The organism is Actinoallomurus sp. CA-150999, assembly GCF_050942425.1.
Taxonomy (GTDB): domain Bacteria; phylum Actinomycetota; class Actinomycetes; order Streptosporangiales; family Streptosporangiaceae; genus Actinoallomurus.
This window is the reverse complement of record NZ_CP192063.1, coordinates 3,867,617-3,885,014: the sequence shown is the minus strand read 5'-3', so window position 1 is coordinate 3,885,014 and position 17,398 is coordinate 3,867,617. Positions and strand designations below refer to the sequence as shown.

The following is a 17,398-nucleotide window of genomic DNA, read 5'->3' as shown; positions in this document are numbered from 1 at the left end:
CCTTTGCTGGTCCTCAGCTTTGCGTACAGAACGGGGTAAACAATGGACTTCTCCACCTTCCAGGCGCAGCGACGGCTGCTCGTCCGCCAGCGCGTACGGCTGATGGTGAACCAGTACGAGGTGCACGCCGAGAACCCGGACGGCTCCGAGGGCGAACTCGTCGCCTTCGCCCAGCAGAAGCGCATGGCGTTCAAGGAGCAGGTGACCTTCTACGCCGACGACCGCAAGGAGCAGCCGCTCTTCGGGTTCAAGGCGCGCCAGCGGCTCGACCTGGCCGCGACGTACGACGTGACCGACCCGGGCGGGCAGCCGATCGGCAACTTCCGCAAGGACTTCAAGGCGTCACTGCTCGCCTCCACCTGGCACCTCGAGCAGCCGGGCCTCGGTGTGACCACCGGCTCCGAGCGCAACAAGACCGTCGCCATCCTGCGCCGGGTCTGGGACTTCATCCCCTACGTCGACAGCCTGCCGTTCGCCTGGCCGTACCACTTCGACTTCACCGCGAACGAGCAGGAGACGTTCTCCGTGGACAAGAAGTTCGGCCTCCGGGACCGGTACGTCGTCGACATCAAGGACTCGCGACTCGACCGCCGGCTGGTCATCGCCCAGGCGGTCGCGCTCGACGCCCTGCAGCACCGCTGAGCCGTACGCGCTGCGAACCCGCCGAACGCGGGGAGGCCCGGCCGGACGCCGCCGGCCGGGCCTCCAGCGCCCTCAGCGGATGCGGACCGGCGCCGACACCGGCAGGTTCCGCGAGGAGTCGCCGACCGCGATGACGTGGCGGCCGCCGACGACCGTCCACCGCTGCGACGCGGTGTCCCAGATCGAGAACGCCCGCGCGTCGAGCCGCAACGTCACATGCTTCGTCTGGCCCGGGCGCAGCGTCACCTTGGCGAAGCCCTTGAGCTGCTTCGGGGGCTCTCCGGCCGACGCCGGCGCCGTCACGTAGACCTGGGCGACCTCCGCGCCCGTACGGGACCCGGTGTTGCTGACGTCGACGCCCACCGTCACGTGCCCGTGCGAGTCCGCTCGCGGCGAGACCGTCAGGTGGCCGAACCGGAAGCTCGTGTACGACAGGCCGTACCCGAAGGGGAACAGCGGCTGCTCGCCCTGCGCGTCGTACCAGCGGTACCCGACCTCGAGCTTCTCGGAGTAGGTCGCCGTGCCGTTCACGCCGGGGTACCGCTCGGGCGTGCTCACCGGCGTCTGGGTCTCGCTGCGCGGGAAGGTTACCGGCAGCTTGCCGGAGGGGTTCACGTCGCCGAACAGCAGCCCCGCGAGCGCGTTGCCGTCCTCCTCACCCGGGTACCAGGTCTCCAGGACGGCGGGGACGCTGTCGATCCAGGGCAGCAGGACGGGCGCGCCGCTGTTGAGGACGACGATCGTGTGCGGGTTGGCCGCGACCACCGAGCGGACCAGCTGGTCCTGGTCGGCGGACAGCGACAGGTTCGCCCGGTCCGCCCCCTCCTTCTCGACGTCGCCGACGACGACCACGGCCACGTCCGAGGAGGCGGCGAGCTTCGCCGCCGCGGCCGCGTCGGATCCGTCGGCGCTCTGGACGGTCACGCCCGCGCCGACGCGCTTCTGGATGCCCTCGACGGGGCTGACCGTGTACAGCGGCTTGACGTGCGAGCTGCCGCCGCCGCCCGGGTGCGCGGCCTGCGCGTACGGGCCGACCACCGCGATCGACTTCAGGCCTTTCGCGTTCAGCGGCAGGGCCGAGCCGGTGTTCTTCAGCAGCACGGCGGTCTGCTCGGCGACCGACCGCGCCACCGCTCCCCCGGCGGCCGCGTCGATGGGCGTGACCGTCCTCGGGTGGTCGAACAGCCCGGCGCGGATCTCGATGGCGAGCCGGCGCACGATCATCGTGTCCAGCTGCTGCATGCTGACCTTGCCGTCGAGGACGGCCTGCTTGAGCTCCTCGTCGTACGGGCCGTTGTCCCGCAACTCGAGGTCCTGACCGGCGTCGGCCGAGCCGACGGCGGTGTGGGTGGCGCTGGCGTCGGACTGGACGAAGCCCCGGAAGCCCCACTGGCCGCGCAGCACGTCGGCCAGCAGGTGCTTGTTCTCGCAGGCGAACGAGCCGTTGATGGACGGGTAGGCGCACATCACCGAGGCGACGTGCCCTTCCTTCACCGCCGCCTCGAAGGCCGGCAGGTGGATCTCGTGGAGGGTGCGGTCGTCGATCTGCTCGTTGATGGTCTTGCGGTTCGTCTCCTGGTCGTTGGCGGCGTAGTGCTTCACCTCGGCCAGCACGCCCTGGCTCTGGATGCCCTGGATGTTGGCCACCGCGAGCCGGGAGGCGAGGTAGGGATCCTCGCCGTAGTTCTCGAAGGCGCGGCCGTTCTGGTAGACGCGCACCATGTTGACGTCCGGGGCCTCGAGCAGGCTGTGGCCGACGTTCCCCGTCTCCCGGCCCTCGACGACGCCGTACTGCCGGGCCAGCCCGGGGTCGAATCCGGCGGCGAGGGCGACGGGTGCGGGCAGCGCCGTGGCGTCGGGCTGCGTGGGGACCGCGCCGGTGCCGACGCCGGCCGGACCGTTGCTGATGAGGAAGTCGGGGATGCCGAGCCGGGGGATGCCGGGCACGAGCCGGGAGATGCCGCCGGCGCCCTTGCCGGTGGTGTGCGTCTGGGTGATCTTCTCGTCGAGCGTCATCTGCGCGACGAGGGCGGCGGCGCGTTGCTCGGGCGTGGGTGCCCGTCCGGCCACGGCGGCCGGTGCGACGGCGAGCGGCCCGATCAGGGCCACGGCCGCCGCGATGGCGGTGGGCAGGCGTCTCATGCTGCTCCTCGGAGGGTCTGCCGAGAGCCACGGCGAGGGCGCGTGGTCGGCGCGCCGGGTCCGCCGGAGGTACTCGAGAGGTCAGGGGCTGTGACACACGAAAACATCAGACATCGGAGGAGTCAAGGGTGTTCTGTGACGCCTTGTGAGGCTCACCGAACGGCCTGACGTCAGCGCGTTACCTCAGTCGAGCAAGCGTGGATCGGCGGACGATGAACTCGAAGTGCCGAATTCATCGGATGTATCGCGTTACTTTCCCGCACTCTCGAGGTAGCGCAGGACGGCGGCGACGCGGCGATCCGTGTGCTCGGTCGGCGGCAGGTCGAGCTTGGCGAAGATGCTGCGGATGTGCTTGTGGACGGCGCCCTCGGTGACGACCAGGCGCTGGGCGATGGCGACGTTGCCGAGGCCCTCGGCCATGAGCGCCAGCACGTCGTGTTCCCGTGGTGTCAGCCGGTCCAGCGGGTCGTCGGCGCGCCGGTGGGCGAACAGCTGGGCGACGATCTCCGGGTCGATCGCGGTACCCCCGGCGACGACGCGGTTCAGGGCTTCAAGAAACCGTTCGACCCGCCCGACGCGCTCCTTGAGCAGGTAGCCGATGCCGGCCGTACCGCCGGCGAGCAGGTCCGTCGCGAAGGACTCCTCGACGTACGCCGACAGCACGAGCACGGCGAGTTTCGGATGGCGTGCCCGGGCGGCCACCGCCGCCTTGATGCCCTCGTCGGTGTGGGTGGGCGGCATGCGCACGTCGACGATGGCGATGTCGGGCGGGTCCGCGTCGACGGCGGCGAGGAAGGCGTCCGGCGTCTCGACGGCGGCCACCACCTCGAACCCCTCGCCGCGCAGCAGCAGTTCGAGACCCGCGCGCAGCAGGGCGTCGTCTTCGGCGATCACAACACGCACGGCAACTCCACGTCGAGAATGGTCGGTCCGCCCGGTGGGCTCGAGAAGGTCACGCGTCCGTCGTGCGCCTCGACCCGGCGGCGGATGCCGACGATGCCGCTTCCGGACCTGTCGTCGGCGCCCCCGCGCCCGTCGTCCTCGACGCGCAGGTGGAGCCGGTCCCTGGTCTGGCGCACGTCGACGGCCGCGTGCCGGGCGTGACTGTGCTTGGAGATGTTGGTGAGGGCCTCGGCGACCACGAAGTAGGCGGTCGCGTCGACCGACGCGGGGCGGGAGCCCGGCACGTCGACCGACACCCGGCAGGGCACGGCGCACCCGGCCGCCAGCGCTGCCAGCGCACCGCCGAGCCCACGCTGTTCGAGGACGGGCGGCAGGATGGCGCGGACCACCGCGCGCAGCTCGGCGAGGGCCTGCTCGGCCGCGGACTGGGCCTGCTCGATCGCCTGGTCGGCGGTGGCGAGGTCCTTCTTCAGCGCCCGCCGCGCGGCGCCCAGCAGGACCGTCACGCCGACGAGCCGGTTCTGCGTGCCGTCGTGCAGGGATCTCTCGATCCGCCGCAACTCCGCGGTGTGGGCGTCCAGGGCGGCGGCCCGGGTCGCGGTCAGCTCCGCGACGCGCGCGGACAGGTCGACGCCCGGGTGCGGTTCGAGCAGGCGCAGCCCCGGCCGGGCCTGCAGCCGTGCCATCGCCGGGGTCAGGCCGATGAGGATCGCCGTCCACCCGACGCCCAGGAGAACGCTGGACACCATCCCCGCCCACCCGTCGACGGGGATGCCCACGGAGGTGGTGGCCGTGCCGTGCGGCAACATCCACCCGTACAGGGGAAAGGTCAGGTCGCGGATCGCGAGCAGCGGCAGCAGCACGCCGATCAAGCCCAGGACGAATCCGAATATGGCATGGGTGAACAGCCACCGCAGGTCACGCCCGGTGGCCGGATCCGCGGCGGCGGCGCGGAGCCGGGCGGACCAGCCATTCGGCCAAACGGGGTACGGGCTGATGACCTCGTCGCCCCACCGGCTCAGCCGCTCGCGCTCCCAGCCGGCCACCGTGCGCACGACCGACAGCGCGCCGGGGAGCAGCGGCAGTCCGACGCCGATCAGGCAGAGGACGGCGACGACGAGCAACCCGCCCACGGTGCACAGGGCGAGGGACGCGGTGCCCAGGCCACCGGCGAGCCGCTGGTACGCCTCAAGCGAGCCGCGGAGCGCACGGCCGACCGCGCCGTCCTTCCAGCCTGGCATCTCCACGTCCTCCCCGCGATCAGTGGTCCACCTTATGGATGATCGCGGCGGTTCGCGGTGGAATCCGGGAAGTGGTGCCTGCTGTACCACGGTCGGGTAGTGCGCGGGATCGTCGCAGGTCGGCGCGGTCCGTAGCGTCGTGGTCCTACCGAGGAGGACTCATGACGAACGACCCTTATCGCATCGACCAGCGCGGTGCCGCCGCCCCGGAACGGCACGGCATCGGCGCAAAGCGCACGGCCCTCTGGACCGTCCTGGTGATCAGCGCCGCCGGGAACGCGGTGACCTCGATGGCCGGGCTTCCCATTCCGGTGAGCCTGGCGTTCGGCGTCGTCACCATCCTGTGCGTCACCTGGCTGATCGCGGACCGGTTCCGCCGGGGCCGGGCATGAGGCGCCGCGGATCCGCCGACACGCGTCCCGCGCCGCCGGGACAGGTGATCGGCCTCGACCAGGTCACCAAGGTGTACCGTACGGGCACCGTGGAGGTGACGGCGCTCGACGACGTGTCGCTCACCGTCCCCCGAGGCAGGTTCCTCGCGGTGATGGGACCGTCCGGGTCGGGCAAGAGCACGCTGCTGCAGATCGCGGCGGGGCTGGACACCCCGACGTCGGGAACCGTGGTGATCGGGGACACGGACCTCGGCCGCCTCAACGAGGCCCGCCGCACGGTGCTGCGCCGGGACCGGATCGGCTTCGTGTTCCAGGGCTACAACCTGCTCCCCTCGCTGACGGTCGAGCAGAACATCACCCTTCCGCTGCGGCTCGCCGGCCGCTCCCCGGACCAGGAGTGGATCCGCGCGCTGGTCGACCGCACCGGCCTGGACGGCACGCTGCACCGCCGCCCCGCCGAGATGTCCGGCGGGCAGCAGCAGCGGGTGGCGATCGTCCGGGCGCTGGCCGCCCGGCCCGACATCGTGTTCGCCGACGAGCCGACCGGGGCGCTGGACGTCCGCAGCTCCGGGCACGTCCTCACGCTCCTGCGCCAGATCGTGGACGAGCTCGGCCAGACCATCGTGATGGTGACGCACGACCCGGCCGCCGCGGCCCGCGCCCACGAAGCCCTGATCATGGCCGACGGGCGGATCGTCGACGTGATCGGCGACCCCACGGCCCAGCTGCTCGCGGGCCGGCTGAGCTCGCTGGGAGGCCGCTGATGTTCCGGATCTCGCTCCTGCTCGCCCGCGGCCGGGTCGGGGCGCTCGTCGCGATCGTCTGCGCGGTCCTGGGCGGGTCCGCCTTCCTCACGGCCACCGGCGTGCTGGCGGAGTCGGGGCTGCGCTCCCACATCCCGGTCGAGCGCCTCGCCGGAGCGGACGTCGTCGTCTCCGGCCGGCAGTCGGTCGGCCAGAGCGAGGACCTGGCCGAGCCGCTGCCGGAGCGTGCGGCGATCCCCGCGGGGCTCGTCGGTCTGCTGGCCGGGCTGCCCGGGGTCGCCTCCTCCGTCGGGGACGTGAGCCTGCCCGCCGCCGTCGTCGGGCGCGGGGGCGCCGTCGTCGGCCCGGACGCCGACCCGCGTACGGCGGGGCACGGCTGGTCGTCGCGGACGCTACCGGGTCCCGGCGCCGTCCGCGGGGCTCCTCCGGCCGGCTCCGGTGAGGTGGCGCTCGACACCGCCACCGCCGCGCGGGCCGGCGTCTCCCCCGGTGACCGGGTGACGGTCGTGGCCGCCGGCCTGCGGGACGAGTACCGGGTGTCGGCCGTCGTCGGCGGACGGCCCGGGGTCTACTTCGCCGACGCCACGGCGGCCCACCTGGCCGGCCGGGACGCCGGGCCGAAGCGCGCGACGGTCGATCTCGTGGCGCTCCGCGCCGCCCCCGGCACCGACGTCGGTGGGCTGGCCGCGCGCGTCCGCCAGGCCCTGCGGACCGACGGCCGGGGCGACCTGACGGTGGCGACGGGTGCCGCGCGCGGTGACGTCGAGGAGCCCGGCGCGGCGACGGCCCGCACGCTGTTGTTCATGCTCGCGGGTTCGATCGGCGGGGTCGTCCTGATGATCGTGGGGTTCGTCGTCGCCGGCGCGCTGTCCATATCGATCGCCGGGCAGCGCCGCGACCTCGCCCTCATGCGGGCCGTGGGCGCCACGCCGCGCCAGGTCCGCCGCCTCATCGCCGACCAGACCGGTGCCGTCGCGCTGCTCCCCCTCCCCTTCGGGGCGGCGCTCGGCTATCTCCTCGCCGGCCGGTTCAGTGACCTGCTGACCGCACACGGCGTCCTGCCGGACCGCCTGCCGCTCGCCTGGAGTCCCCTGCCGGCCCTCGCGGCGGCCCTGCTCCTGTCGGCCGCGGTCCGCGTCTCGGCGCTGAGCGCCGCGTTCCGTACCTCGCGGATGTCGGCGACCGAGGCCGTCGCCGAGTCGCGGACCGACCCGCGGACGCCGTCGGTCGTACGGACCCGGATCGGGCTGCTGCTCATCGTCGGCGCGATGGTGGCCTCGTCCGTGCCCTTGTTTCTCCGGACCGCCGAGGCCACCGTCGCCACCGGCTCGGCGAGCATCCTGGCGGTCATCGGCCTCGGCCTCGCCGGTCCGTACCTCGTCCGGAACGGCAGCGGCGCGCTGCTGGGGCGGCTGCCGCGCCGCACGTCGCCGACGACCTGGCTGGCCGTCAGCAACGGCCACGGCTACGCGGTCCGGGTCGGCGGGGCGGTCACGGCGCTCGGCATGGCCGTCGCCTTCACACTGAGCTACGCGCTCACCCAGACCACGCTGATGGCCGCCACCACCCACCAGGCCAAGGAGGCCACGCGCGCCGACGTCACGGTCACCGCGCCCGGCCTCGGCGGTGTCCCCGCGCGGCTGGCCGACGAGGTCCGTACGACGCCCGGCGTCGCCGCCGCCGTGCCGGTGGCCGCGACGACCGTGCTGTGGCCGTACCGCGAGGACGGTTCCACGATGGTCGCGTCGTACCGGACGCTCGTCACCGGGTCCGACGCGGCGGGCGTCCTGGACCTCGGGCTCCGCGCCGGCGCCCTGAGCGACCTCACCGGCCCCGCCATCGCGATCAGCAGGAGCACCGCCTTCGCCCGCGGTGCCCACGTCGGCGACCACGTCTCCGTGATCCTGGGCGACGGGACCACGGCGGCCGTACGGGTCGTCGCCACGTACGACCGGAGCCTGGGCTTCGGGGACGTCGTCGCCTCGCGCGACCTGGTCGCCGGTCACACCACGACCGGCCTGGCCGACAAGGTGCTCGTCCGCGCCGCCCCGGGCCGGGGGCCGGAGATACGGCGCGCGGTCGCCGCGCTCACCGCGCACGAGCCGGGCGTGCGGGCCGAGGACCCCGACGGCGTCGGGAAGACGCCGACGCCGCCGGAGGTCTGGGTGAACGTCGTGGTGCTCGCCGTCCTGCTCGGCTACGTCCTGCTGGCGGTCGCCAACCGGCTGGCGGCCTCGGCCTCGCAGCGGCGCGACGAGTTCACCTCGCTCCGGCTCGTCGGGGCCACCCCACGGCAGATCGTCGCGATGGTGCGCCGCGAGGCCGCGCTGATGTCCGTCGCCGCCGTCGGCGCCGGGATCGCGCTGTCGGCGGTGCCGCTGGCCCTGCTGGGCACCGGCTTCCTCGGCCGCCCGTGGGCCGCGGGACCGGTCTGGCTCCTGCCGGCGATCTCCGGCCTCGTCGTGGCGATCGCCTGGCTCGCCACCGAACTCCCGGCCCGGGCCGCGCTACGAGCGGCGCCCGCGGCCGTCCTCGCCCAGCGCTCCTGACCGCCGCGCGGTGCGCCGACCCCGGCCACCGGCTCACCGCGCGGCCGTTCGGCGCGCTTCGTGGACCGTCCTCGCCGGGACATCGTTGACGGGTCGAAGGCGGGACTTCTACTCTGCTACCGACCGGTCGGTATGTACGTCGGAAGGGCCGCGATGATCGCCAGCACGATGCAGGAATTCCCCCTCACGGTCTCCGCGATCCTGCGGCACGGGGCCCGCGTGTACGGCGGCAGCGAGTGCGTGACCTGGACCGGCGGCGAGCCGCGCCGGGCGTCGTACCGGCAGATCGCCGAGAACGCCGAACGGCTCGCCGCCGCCCTCTCCCGGCTGGGCGTCGCCGCGGGCGACCGGGTGGCGACCTTCTGCTGGAACAACCAGGAGCACCTCGAGGCGTACTTCGCCGTCCCGGGGATGGGCGCGGTGCTGCACACGCTGAACATCCGACTGTTCCCCGACCAGCTCGCCCACATCGTCGGGCACGCCGAGGACCGGATCATCATCGTCGACGACTCCCTGGTGCCGCTGCTCGCCCGCGTGGCCGGCCGGCTGCCCACCGTGGAGACGTTCATCGTCGTCGGCGACGGCGACGCGTCCGCCCTCGGCGAGGCGCGCGTGCTGCGCTACCACGAGCTGCTGGCGGCCGAGGAGCCCGGGGTCGACTGGCCGGAGCTCGACGAGCGCGCCGCCGCGTCGATGTGCTACACCAGCGGCACGACGGGCGATCCGAAGGGCGTCGTCTACTCCCACCGCTCGACCTTCCTGCACGCCATGGCGGCGACGTCGGCGTCGATGGTGGGCATCACCGAGACGGACCGCGTGCTCGCGATCGTCCCGATGTTCCACGTCAACGCGTGGGGCCTGCCGTACGCCGCGTTCCTGTCCGGGGCGACGCTCCACATGCCCGGGCCGTTCCTGCAGCCCGAGCACCTGACCGCCTTCATCGCGGCCGAGCGCAGCACCGTCTCCTCGGCGGTGCCGACGATCTGGAGCGCCATCCTCAACCACGGCGCCGCCCACGAGATCGACCTGTCGTCGCTACGGACGGGCACCTCCGGCGGCGCCGCCGCGCCCCGCGCGCTGCTGGAGGCCTTCGAGGAGCGGTACGGCCTGCGGATCATCCAGGGCTGGGGCATGACCGAGACCAGCCCGATCGGCGGCATGGCCTTCCCCCCGCCCGGCGTGGAGCCGGGCACCCCGGAGGACGTCGACTGGCGCCTGAAGTCGGGCCGCGTCGCGGCCGGCGTGGAGATGCGGATCGTCGACGCGCTGGGTGAGGAGCTGCCCTGGGACGGCACGTCCGTCGGCGAGATCGAGGTGCGCGGGCCGTGGATCACCGGCGCGTACCACCGCGATCCCGCCCCGGAGAAGTTCCACGACGGCTGGCTGCGGACCGGCGACATCGGCACGATCGACGACCGGGGCTTCTTCCAGATCACCGACCGGGCCAAGGACGTCATCAAGTCCGGCGGCGAGTGGATCTCCTCCGTCGAGCTGGAGAACCACCTGGTCTCCCACCCCGCGGTCCTCGAGGCCGCGGTGATCGGCATCCCGGATCCGCGCTGGGACGAGCGCCCGCTCGCCTTCGTCGTCACCCGCGACGGCCGCACGGTGACCGCGGCCGAACTCGCCGGGTTCCTGGCCGGCAAGGTCGCCCGCTGGCAGGTCCCGGAGAACTGGGCGTTCGTCGAGGAGATCCCCAAGACGACGGTCGGCAAGTTCGACAAGAAGCCGCTGCGGGCCCGCTACCGCGCCGACGAGGTCACGATCGAGCGGCTCTGACGCCCGCGACGGAGGCTTCCGAACCATCCAGATTGACTTACTAGGGAATTGCCGCCATGCTCGACCCATGCACTCCGAGGTTCCCCTGTGGCTGAACCTGCCTGTCGATCTGCGACGGCAGGCGAGCGCGCTGTGTACCACGCCCGTACCCGCGTGAACCGAACGGCCTCAGAGTGAACAGGAGCAGAAGTACATGGCCGCGAGCACTTCCGCGCCCGCCCAGACCCGTCTGGCCGACATCGCCCAGCGGTTGGCGACCGCCCCCGACGAATGGATCCACCGCGTCCGCCTGAGCACCGAGGAACGCTGGTACGAGCGCCTCCACCAGGACGACGATCACGAGATCTGGCTGCTCAGCTGGATGCCGGGCCAGTCGACCGGCTTCCACGACCACGGAGGGTCCCGCGGGGCCTTCGCCGTCGCCCTCGGGAGCCTGCGCGAACACGACCTGGCCGTCGAACGCGACCTCGCGCCCGGCGACTTCCGGGAGTTCGGGCCGGACTACATCCATTCGGTGACCAACGTCTCGACCGCCCCGGCGATCAGCGTCCACGTGTACTCGCCCCGGCTCACCACGATGAACCGCTACGACCTCGTCGACGGCGGCCTCGTCAAGCTGGTCGAGGAGCGCGCGGACGACTGGTGACACGCCGCCGTCAGCACGCGGAGGTCGATTCATTCGGGTCGTCAACCGCATGGGCCCGTTCGGAGCCGTGATCACGTGGCTGGGAAATGATTGGACGGGGTGATGCTCGGGCTTGTAACTTGCAGTCGTCCGTGACACCGCCCGAGGAGGTGAGACCCATGAACGCTGTATCGACGTGGGTGCTCCCCCTTACCGTCACGGCCGGCGATTGACGTAGGTGTCGCCGGGAGCGCCTCCACAACAAGGCACTCCCGAAAGGCAACACCTATGAACTCTTCGCAGTTCACCGCCGAGCCGTCGTCGAACGATACGGCCGAGCGCGACGTCACCGGACTCCCCTCACCGGCCTCCGGCGCCGACCGCGCGCCCCTCAAGTTCGACGTGATCATCGCCGGATGCGGGCCGACCGGTGCGATGCTGGCCGCCGAACTACGGCTGCACGATGTGCGGGTACTCGTTCTGGAAAAGGAAACCGAGCCCGTGTCGTTCGTCCGCATCGTCGGTCTGCACATTCGCAGTCTCGAGCTGATGGCGATGCGCGGACTGCTGGACCGCATTCGCGAACACGGAAGACAGCGTCCGGCCGGCGGATTCTTCGCCGCCATCAACAAACCCGCGCCCCAGGGCCTGGATTCCGCGCACGCCTATCTGCTGGGCATCCCGCAGCCGGTCATCGAGCGCCTGCTCGAAGAACATGCGACCCAACTGGGTGCGCAGGTCCGGCGCGGTTGTACGGTGGCCGATTTCGCGCAGGACGACGAGGGTGTGACCGTCGAACTGGCCGACGGCGACCAGCTGCGCACGCGCTATCTCGTCGGCTGTGACGGCGGACGCAGCACGGTGCGCAAACTGCTCGGCGTCGGCTTCCCCGGCGAGCCCTCGCGGACCGAGACGCTGATGGGCGAGATGGAAGTGGGTGTGCCGCAGGAGGAGATCGCCGCCAAGGTGGCCGAAATCCAGGAGACCGAGAAGCGATTCTGGCTCAAGCCCGTCGGCAAAGGGGCATACAGCGTCGTAGTCCCCGCCGCGGGAGTCGGCGATCGCGCGGAACCACCCACCCTCGAGGATTTCAAACAACAGCTGCGCGCCATCGCCGGAACCGATTTCGGCGTGCACTCCCCGCGCTGGTTGTCCCGCTTCGGGGATGCCACCCGGCTGGCCGAGCGCTATCGGGTCGGCCGGGTGCTGCTGGCCGGCGATGCGGCGCACATCCATCCACCCACCGGCGGTCAGGGCCTCAACCTGGGTGTTCAGGACGCATTCAACCTCGGCTGGAAACTGGCCGCACAGGTCCGCGGCTGGGCGCCGGAGACACTGCTGGACACCTACCACGCCGAACGCCATCCGGTCGCCGAGGACGTGCTGGACAACACCCGCGCCCAGATGGAACTGCACTCCACCGAACCGGGCCCGCAGGCCGTGCGCAGGCTGCTCACCGAACTGATGGACTTCGACGAGGTGAACCGCTATCTCATCGAGAAGATCACCGCGATCGGCATCCGCTACGACTTCGGTGAAGGCCCCGACCTGCTCGGCCGCCGCCTGCGCGACATCGACGTGAAACAGGGCCGCCTCTACGGTCTGCTGCATCGCGGCCGCGGCCTGCTGCTCGACCGCACCGAACGCCTGAGCGTCGGCGGCTGGTCGGACCGGGTCGATCACCTCGCGGACCCCACCGCGGCGCTGGACGTTCCGTGCGTCCTGCTGCGCCCCGACGGCCACGTCGCCTGGATCGGCGACGATCAGCAGGACCTGGACGACCACCTCTCCCGCTGGTTCGGCAGGCCCGCCGACTGATTTCGCCCGAGCAACCGAGCAACCGACAAGGCCCGTACGGAGGATCGGAGGAAGGCCGGCGGCGGCATCGGCCGGACTACCGCCGAAATCCGGTCCGATCCTCCTCGCGGGCCTGTTCGAACCGCAGCGCGCCGGGACCCGTCGGCCCTGACGGGTCCGGCGTCGCGTCGGTTCGAACGACGGCGTCGGCGCGGTCGCGCGTCGCCTCGCGTTCGAGCATCGCGGCCTCCTGCGCCGCCCAGCGTTCCCAGTGCGGCCGGTACGTGTCGCCGTCGCGGTCCAGCGCGCGTCGCCGGCGGGTCCGGTCCGCCGCCTCCAGCCACACCAGCACGCTCACGTGGCGGGCGGCGCGGCGTGCCCCGGCGCCGACGCCCTCCACGATGAGCAACCCGGGCGGCGGCAGCTCGATCGGGTCGCCCCACGTCTGGTCGATCCAGTCATAGTGCGGGACGCGTGCGGCGCGCCCGGCGGCGAGCGGCTCGAGTACCTCCGAGACCAGCAGGTCCACGCCGTGCTCCAGACCGTCCCAGCCGCCGTAGAGGCCCTCGAGGGCGACCACGGGGGCGTCCAGTTCCTCCCGGAGCAGGGCGGCCATGGTCGACTTGCCCGAGCCGGACCGCCCGTCGATCGCGATGACGCGGGTACCGCCGGCTCGCGGCGGAGCCTCCCGCAGCAGGGCGCCGAGTTCCCGTACCACCGTCAGGCGGGAGTGAGCGGTCGCCACGGAATCGGGGTGGACAGGACCATCGCCGAGCTCGTCTCGCCGTGGGACGCGAGGCGCACCAGGATGCGCTCGAGCTCGGCGACCGAGGTGGTGGCGACCAGGACCATGGAGCACACGTCCCCGGTGAGCCGGGACACCTCGAGGACCTCGGGAATGTCGTCGAGCAGCTCCGGGTGGACGGTGATGCAGCGGGCGCCGTAACACTTCATCCGGACCTGGGCGACGACGGCGAACCCGGCCGCCCCCGGATCGACCCGGGCGTGATAGCCGGTGATCACGCCGGTCTCCTCCAGCCGGCGCACCCGCTGGGCGACCGTCGGGGCGGACAGGTGGACCCTGCGGGCGAGCTCGTTGAAGGACAGCCGTGCGTCCTCCTGGAGCGCCCCGAGAAGGGCCCAGTCGACGGCGTCGAGGTCGGGTTTCACGCTCGTAAGCCTAACCGCCGAATTCAGTGACGATCGTAAAAGATCGCCGGCTCAGCGTTCCCCATCGCCCCTGTGGCCTCGGGATCGAGCCGCGCAGAATGGTTTTCGTCCACAACGTGATGAAGGAGGTCAAAGGTGACGTCCGAAGCATCGTCCGGCTGCCCCATGATGCACTCCGCCGATGAGCCGAAGCTCGACTTCGGCGGCACCACGCCGTACGAAGACTATGTGCACGCGTCCACCCTGCACACGCTCCAGAGGCCGGTCACCGACGAGCCTCTCGAGATGTCGTTCCTCGTGGTCACCCAGGTGATGGAGCTGTACTTCGGCCTGCTCGTCTTCGACCTGAGGAACGCCCGCGACCGGCTGCGGGCCGACGACGTCCGTGGGGGCGTCGCCGCGCTGCGCCGCTGCACCACGCACCTGAAGGCGCTGCGCGCCGCCTGGCTGCCGATCGCACGGATGACTCCGCGGGAGTTCAACGCGTTCCGCGACGCCCTCGGCGAGGGATCCGGGTTCCAGTCGGCGGCGTACCGGCACGTGGAGTTCCTGCTCGGCGAGAAGTCCGCGTCGATGCTCGTGCCGCACCGGTCGGTCCCCGCCCAGCACGCCGAGCTGACCCAGGCGCTCGGCGAGCAGGGCGTCTACGACGCGGCCCTCGCGCTGCTCGCGCGCCGGGGCCACTCCGTACCGGACGAGGTGCTCGAGCGCGACCTCACCCAGGCCTACACTCCCCACGCCGCCGTGGAAGAGGTCTGGACCAAGATCTACGCCACCGACGCCGGCGAGGCCGCCAGGCTCGGCGAGGCGCTGACCGACGTCGCCGAGGAGTTCACCGGCTGGCGGCACGACCATCTCATGGCCACCCGCCGGGCGATGGGCGCCAAGACGGGCACCGGAGGCTCCGCCGGGGTGGCCTGGCTGGAGAAGCGAGCGCGCCGGGACGTCTTCCCGGAGCTGTGGACCGCCCGTTCCCACGTGTGAGGATCGCCACTGATGGACCTGACCGTACGCGCCGCCGAGCTCGACGCCGCTGATCCCCTGGCGCGTCTGCGCGCCGAGTTCGACCTGCCGCCCGGCACCGTCTACCTCGACGGCAACTCCCTCGGCGCCCCGCTCCGGCGGGTCGCGGACCACGTGGGGAGGGTCGTCCGCGAGCAGTGGGGCGGCCGGCTGATCCGGTCGTGGTCGGAGGGCTGGTGGGAGGCGCCCCAGCGGGTCGGCGAGCGGATCGCCCCGCTGGTCGGGGCCGCGCCCGGCCAGGTCGTCGTCGCCGACTCGACGAGCGTGAACATCTTCAAGGCCCTCGTCGCCGCCGTACGGCTCGCCCCCGGGCGGCGGGAGATCCTCGTCGACGCCGCGACGTTCCCCACCGACGGGTACATCGCGGCGTCGGTCGCCGAGCTCACCGGCACGGTGCTGCGGGCGGTGCGCGTCGACGACCTGCCGGCGGCACTCGGCGAGCGCACCGCCGTGGCGCTGCTCAACCACGTGGACTACCGGACGGGCCGGCTGCACGACATGGCGGCCGTGACGGAGCTGGTCCACGCGGCCGGCGCGCGCGTCGTCTGGGACCTGTGCCACAGCGTCGGCGTGCTCCCGATCGCGCTGGACACGCTCGGCGTCGACCTCGCGGTCGGCTGCACGTACAAGTTCCTGAACGGCGGCCCCGGCGCCCCCGCGTTCATCTACGTACGCCGTGACCTGCAGGAGACGTTCGACCAGCCGCTGTCCGGCTGGGGCGGCCACCGCGAGCCGTTCGCCATGGCCCCGGACTACGTCCCCGCCGAGGGCGTCGAGCGGGCCCGCTGCGGCACCCCCGACATCCTGTCCCTGCTCACGCTGGAGTCGGCCCTGGAGGTCTGGGACGGCGTGGCGCTCGCCGACGTCCGCGCGAAGGGCCTGTCCCTGACGGGCTTCTTCATCGAATGCGTCGACGAGTTGCTCCCGTCCGGCACGGTGGAGGTGCTGACGCCTCGCGACGAGCGGCGCGGCCACCAGGTGTCCCTCCGCCACGAGTCCGCCGAAACCGTCATGACGGAGCTGATCAAGCGCGAGGTCATCGGCGACTTCCGCGCCCCCGACGTCCTCCGCTTCGGCTTCGCGCCGCTCTACGTCACCCACGCCGACGCCCTCCACGCCGCCCAGGTCCTCGCCGATCTGGTCGCGACGACCTGAGCGGGACGGAGTCGGCGCGCGCGGTGTATGTGGTCGAGGAAAAGCCGGTGCCCGGGACGAACTTGGTCCGGCAAGCCCGCCCCGGGCGGTATCGAGGGCCCGCCGCGTGGGGCGGGCCGTGCCCGGCTACCTGTGCCGCAGGATCGTCTTCGGCAGGTTGAAGGGCAGCCGGTTCTTGGCGGGCTTGGACCGCGCCTTCTTGCGCAGGGCGGGGTACAGGTCGGTGTAGACCTTGCTCGCGAGGTAGGTGCGCATGCTCGCCGTGTTCTGGCCGGAGGCGGCGGGCAGGCTTCCGCGGAAGTTCACGACCGGGGTGAGGAGGCCGCAGCCGCTCGCTCCCGGGACGCTGTAGGAATTGTCGTTCAGGGTCAGGCCGACGATGTCGCCGTCGTACGGGGTGAGGCTCGTCGGGTCCACCGTCGTATTCAGCTTGATCGGCGTCTTCTTCGTGCCGATGTAGCACGTGCTGCCCAGCAGCGTGTTGATCAGCTTGATGCGCAGGTCGATGGTGGAGTGCAGGTTGCCGCTGTCGTCGACGGACAGCCCGAAGTTCCCGACGTACTTCGGCAGGGCCTGCAGCTTGAGGCCGGGCGTGTTCTCGGTGCCGGGGATGCCGAGCGCCCCGCCGGGCACCGTCATCGCCTTGGCGGTGACGGTGACGATCTGGACCTGCTTGCCGGCACGGTCGGGGCCGCCGGCCACGCTGATCGTCATGTGCTCGGTGAGCGGCTGGGTGATGCCGCCGAGCTTCATGGATCCGCCGCCGACGACGAAGATGTTGCACCACCACTGGGCCGGGTCGGCGCCGACCGGAAGCCGGTCGGGGCACGAGGTGAAGTCGACCTTGACCGGGGAGGGGTCGGCGTGGGCGGCGGGGGCGGTCAGGGCGAGCGCGATGGGGGCGGCGGTGGCCGTGGCGAGGATGCGGCGCGTGATCGACTTCATCCAGATACCTCTCAGGTGGTGGCGTGGTGCAGCCACGGTCGAGATGCGCCACCGCCCTCGGTGAAGGCGGTCGCCGAGCGGGGTCTTACTGTGCACGGCGCAGGTCGTCGGGGCTCCGGCGCGGGGATCCGCCGGCCGGACGAACCCCCGGTCGAACCGGTGACCAAGATCTAAAACGGCGAACCCCACCAGGTCAACCGGCCAGTAGTGATCTTGGCCGTACCTGGCCAACCGCTGCTCGGATGAGCGCTGCGTGATCGTCCAAGTGCGA

At 72.0% G+C, this 17,398-nt stretch carries 15 protein-coding genes; 9 read left to right on the top strand and 6 right to left on the bottom strand.

Annotated elements, in window-relative coordinates:
- Window positions 1-42 precede the first annotated feature (42 nt).
- Window positions 43-642 (top strand): hypothetical protein, encoded by a 600-nt coding sequence (locus ACQP2O_RS18245; protein ID WP_433186161.1) that lies wholly within the window; start codon window positions 43-45, stop codon window positions 640-642.
- A gap of 72 nt (window positions 643-714) precedes the next feature.
- On the opposite strand, the gene ACQP2O_RS18240 is transcribed toward ACQP2O_RS18245, so the two are convergent.
- The 3 genes from ACQP2O_RS18240 to ACQP2O_RS18230 all read right to left on the bottom strand — a co-directional run bounded on the left by ACQP2O_RS18240 (window position 715) and on the right by ACQP2O_RS18230 (window position 4,928).
- A complete protein-coding gene (locus ACQP2O_RS18240; protein ID WP_433186158.1) occupies window positions 715-2,784 on the bottom strand; it encodes a glycoside hydrolase family 3 C-terminal domain-containing protein in 2,070 nt (689 codons plus the stop codon).
- Window positions 2,785-3,033: 249 nt separating this feature from the next.
- A complete protein-coding gene (locus tag ACQP2O_RS18235) occupies window positions 3,034-3,687 on the bottom strand; it encodes a response regulator (RefSeq protein WP_433186155.1) in 654 nt (217 codons plus the stop codon).
- Window positions 3,675-4,928 (bottom strand): sensor histidine kinase, encoded by a 1,254-nt coding sequence (locus ACQP2O_RS18230; RefSeq protein WP_433186152.1) that lies wholly within the window; start codon window positions 4,926-4,928, stop codon window positions 3,675-3,677. Before ACQP2O_RS18230 ends, ACQP2O_RS18235 begins: the two co-directional genes overlap by 13 nt.
- A gap of 161 nt (window positions 4,929-5,089) precedes the next feature.
- Between ACQP2O_RS18230 and ACQP2O_RS18225 the strand changes: the two genes are divergently transcribed.
- The 6 genes from ACQP2O_RS18225 to rox all read left to right on the top strand — a co-directional run bounded on the left by ACQP2O_RS18225 (window position 5,090) and on the right by rox (window position 12,855).
- Window positions 5,090-5,320 carry a hypothetical protein gene (locus tag ACQP2O_RS18225; RefSeq protein WP_433186150.1) on the top strand — a complete coding sequence of 77 codons (231 nt, stop codon included), beginning with the start codon at window positions 5,090-5,092 and terminating at the stop codon, window positions 5,318-5,320.
- Window positions 5,317-6,084 carry an ABC transporter ATP-binding protein gene (locus ACQP2O_RS18220; protein ID WP_433186147.1) on the top strand — a complete coding sequence of 256 codons (768 nt, stop codon included), beginning with the start codon at window positions 5,317-5,319 and terminating at the stop codon, window positions 6,082-6,084. The genes ACQP2O_RS18225 and ACQP2O_RS18220 overlap by 4 nt, the downstream gene beginning before the upstream one ends.
- Window positions 6,084-8,633: an FtsX-like permease family protein gene (locus ACQP2O_RS18215; protein ID WP_433186144.1), complete on the top strand. Its 2,550-nt coding sequence runs from the start codon at window positions 6,084-6,086 to the stop codon at window positions 8,631-8,633. The genes ACQP2O_RS18220 and ACQP2O_RS18215 overlap by 1 nt, the downstream gene beginning before the upstream one ends.
- A 153-nt stretch (window positions 8,634-8,786) precedes the next feature.
- Entirely contained in the window at window positions 8,787-10,412 is a 1,626-nt protein-coding gene (locus ACQP2O_RS18210; protein ID WP_433186142.1) for a long-chain fatty acid--CoA ligase, read from the top strand.
- Window positions 10,413-10,605: 193 nt separating this feature from the next.
- Window positions 10,606-11,058, top strand: coding sequence for a cysteine dioxygenase (locus ACQP2O_RS18205; protein WP_433186139.1), 453 nt, complete (start codon window positions 10,606-10,608; stop codon window positions 11,056-11,058).
- 267 nt (window positions 11,059-11,325) lie between these two features.
- Window positions 11,326-12,855, top strand: a complete 1,530-nt coding sequence (gene rox, locus ACQP2O_RS18200; RefSeq protein WP_433186136.1) for a rifampin monooxygenase — start codon at window positions 11,326-11,328, stop codon at window positions 12,853-12,855.
- Between the two features lie 76 nt (window positions 12,856-12,931).
- Here rox and ACQP2O_RS18195 read toward each other — a convergent pair whose 3' ends face one another.
- Together ACQP2O_RS18195 and ACQP2O_RS18190 are read right to left on the bottom strand one after the other, a co-directional pair.
- Window positions 12,932-13,579 carry a hypothetical protein gene (locus tag ACQP2O_RS18195; RefSeq protein ID WP_433186134.1) on the bottom strand — a complete coding sequence of 216 codons (648 nt, stop codon included), beginning with the start codon at window positions 13,577-13,579 and terminating at the stop codon, window positions 12,932-12,934.
- Window positions 13,555-14,004, bottom strand: a complete 450-nt coding sequence (locus ACQP2O_RS18190; RefSeq protein ID WP_433186131.1) for an Lrp/AsnC family transcriptional regulator — start codon at window positions 14,002-14,004, stop codon at window positions 13,555-13,557. Before ACQP2O_RS18190 ends, ACQP2O_RS18195 begins: the two co-directional genes overlap by 25 nt.
- A 135-nt stretch (window positions 14,005-14,139) precedes the next feature.
- On the opposite strand from ACQP2O_RS18190, the gene ACQP2O_RS18185 reads away from it, so the two are divergent.
- Complete coding sequence (locus tag ACQP2O_RS18185) at window positions 14,140-14,988, top strand: tryptophan 2,3-dioxygenase (protein ID WP_433186129.1); 849 nt, start codon at window positions 14,140-14,142, stop codon at window positions 14,986-14,988.
- 12 nt (window positions 14,989-15,000) lie between these two features.
- Window positions 15,001-16,182: a kynureninase gene (gene kynU, locus ACQP2O_RS18180; protein WP_433186126.1), complete on the top strand. Its 1,182-nt coding sequence runs from the start codon at window positions 15,001-15,003 to the stop codon at window positions 16,180-16,182.
- Between the two features lie 126 nt (window positions 16,183-16,308).
- On the opposite strand, the gene ACQP2O_RS18175 is transcribed toward kynU, so the two are convergent.
- Window positions 16,309-17,127 (bottom strand): hypothetical protein, encoded by an 819-nt coding sequence (locus ACQP2O_RS18175; RefSeq protein WP_433186123.1) that lies wholly within the window; start codon window positions 17,125-17,127, stop codon window positions 16,309-16,311.
- Between the last annotated feature and the right edge of the window lie 271 nt (window positions 17,128-17,398).